Annotated in this window: 2 protein-coding genes; both read left to right on the forward strand. The window is 31.6% G+C overall.

Annotation, left to right across the window (positions count from 1 at the left end; translation table 11 throughout):
• Window positions 1-254: 254 nt before the first annotated feature.
• On the forward strand, window positions 255-2,054 hold the full coding sequence (locus J6V67_RS03830; protein ID WP_291858998.1) for a menaquinone biosynthesis decarboxylase: 1,800 nt from the start codon (window positions 255-257) through the stop codon (window positions 2,052-2,054).
• The coding region (gene murI / locus J6V67_RS03835) for a glutamate racemase (RefSeq protein WP_291859001.1) at window positions 2,054-2,776 on the forward strand (723 nt) is incomplete at its 3' end. The genes J6V67_RS03830 and murI, both read left to right, overlap by 1 nt.

Consider the following 2,776-nt stretch of genomic DNA (forward strand, 5'->3'; position numbering starts at 1 on the left):
AAAAAACGATAAAGAGATGATTTAACCAAGCTTTTCAGAAGGTTAAGGTGTTTCTCAATTCGTGAGCTGGAATTATATAAGAGATATGCTTAAAATAAGCTTAAATATTAGGCTATTTTGCTAAATATTTTAAATTCTTAGTTAAATTTAGTCTAAATTCAAATTTTTTACTCTAAATTTATGATTTTATCTAACTTTTTGCTTAATGTTTTATATATTATGATAGACTTTCTTTGTTTAAAAATGGAGAAAATATGCATTACTATATAAATTTACTCAAAGAAAATAATCTATTAAAAATTATAGAAGCGCCATGTGATATAGATCTTGAGATTGCTCATATTAGCTACATTGAGGTTAAAAAGGATAGTTCTAAAGCTATACTATTTACCAATCCAACTAATAAAAATGGTGATAAATTTCCACCTGTTATTACAAATATTTTTGGCAGCTTTAAAGCATTAGAGCTGATATTTGGGCGAGATGTTGATAATATTGCTAAAGAAATTTCAACTCTTTTAAAACCCGAAAAACCAAATTCAATAAAAGAAAAATTGGATTTTTTTTCTTATCTTTTAGGCTTAAAGTCTATCTTTCCAAAAAGATTAAAAGGTAGAGGTATATCTCAAGAGTGTCAAATGGAGCCAAATTTATATAAGCTTCCAGTTTTAAAAACGTGGGATGATGATGGTGGGGCATTTATCACAATGGGGCAAGTTTATACTAAAACTTTAAATGGAACTACGCAAAATTTAGGAATGTACCGCTTGCAAGTTCATTCAAAAGATGAATTAGGAATGCACTGGCAAATTCATAAAGATGCGGCTCATTTTTTTCACGAATATAAAAAAGCTGGTCAAAAGATGCCCGTAAGCGTAGCAATCGGTGGTGATCCGCTATATATATGGTGTGGGCAAGCACCACTGCCAAAAAATATTTTTGAATTAATGCTGTATGGATTTATTCGTAAAAAACCAGCAAAATTAGTAAAATCACTTACGAATGATATTTATGTGCCTTTTGATGCTGATTTTATTATCGAAGGATTTGTAGATCCAAATGAGTTAAAAGACGAAGGAAGATTTGGCGATCATACTGGCTATTATACGCCAATAGAGCCATTTCCAGTAATGAAAGTAAGCAAAATTACACATAAAAAAAATCCAATATTTGCCGCTACTGTCGTCGGAAAGCCGCCTTTAGAAGATAAATATATGGGATATGCAACTGAGCGTATATTTTTGCCACTTTTACAAACTACTGCGCCAGATCTGATTGATTATAAAATGCCTGAAAATGGTGTATTTCATAACTTAATATTAGCCAAATTTAATAACCTTTATCCAGCGCATGCTCAGCAGCTTATGCATGCATTTTGGGGCGTTGGTCAGATGAGCTTTGTAAAACACGCTATATTTGTCCCAAGCAATGCGCCCGATCTAGATGATTATGAGAATTTAGCTAAATTTATACTAAATAAATTTAGTCCAAAAAGCTGTCTAATAACAAGCGGGGTCTGCGATCAACTTGACCATGCTAGCCCAAACTCATGCTATGGAGGCAAACTAGGCATTGATGCATCTATAGACTACTCTACTTTAGCACCAAGCGTGATAAGCAATACCGAACTACTAGATAAATTTAAAAAAATAAGCTCTGATATTTTAGAAGTATATCAATATTTTACAGATACTAAAAATCCAATCTGTATAGTAAAAGTAGATAAAAAATCAAACCTAAAATCTCTTTTTAACTCTCTTTTAACGCTTAAAAAACATTTTAAAATTATAATATTTACAGATATTGATTCAAGAGTAGATAATCCATATATGATGGTATGGCGTATTACTAATAGCATTGATGCTCAGCGAGATATATATATAGATGATGAGCAAATTTGCATAGATGCTACTCGCAAAACCATAGATGATGGCTATACAAAAGAGTGGCCTAAAGAGACCAATTGTAATCAAGAAGTTGTTAAAAATTTGATTGATAGAGGCTTGATAGATAACGATACAAAATTATTTGAAAAATTTGAGATATTTGGCTGATGGTTGTAGCGGTATTTGACTCTGGATTTGGCGGGTTAAGCTTATTAAATGAGGCAATGAAAAAGCTTGAGGGGTGTGATTTTATCTATTTTGCCGATAATGAAAATGCACCTTATGGCACTAAAAGCATAGATGAGATAAAAGCACTTAGCATTGATGCGGTTGATTTTTTAGCTAGTAAGGCTGATATTATAGTCATTGCATGCAACACTGCTACGAGCGCTGCTGTAAGCGACCTTAGAGAGAAATTTAACATACCAATTATCGGGATGGAACCAGCAGTAAATCTAGGCAAAGACGCAGATGGAGATATCTTAGTTATCGCTACGCCTGCTACGATAAAAGGCGCAAAACTAAATGAATTACTAAAAAAATCAAATTTAAATAATAAAACTCATCTTTTGCCAATGCCTAAGCTTGTAGAATTTGCTCAAAATATGGAATTTAACTCACCAAATGTTAAAGAGTATATAAAAAATAAAATATCTAAATTCGATAGCAAAAATATATCTCTTATAGTCTTAGGTTGTACGCATTTTAACTACTTTAAAGATAGCTTTATAGACTTAATGCCAAATTCTAAAATAGTAGATGGAGTCGATGGAACCATAAGGCAGATAAAAAGAAAAATAGATGAGCTTAATAGTAAAGGCAAAAATTTAAATACAAAACTACTATACTACTCATCTAAGAAACAAAAAGATATAAAAGAGATTGCTCCA

Source organism: Campylobacter sp. (assembly GCF_017646085.1).
Classification (GTDB): domain Bacteria; phylum Campylobacterota; class Campylobacteria; order Campylobacterales; family Campylobacteraceae; genus Campylobacter.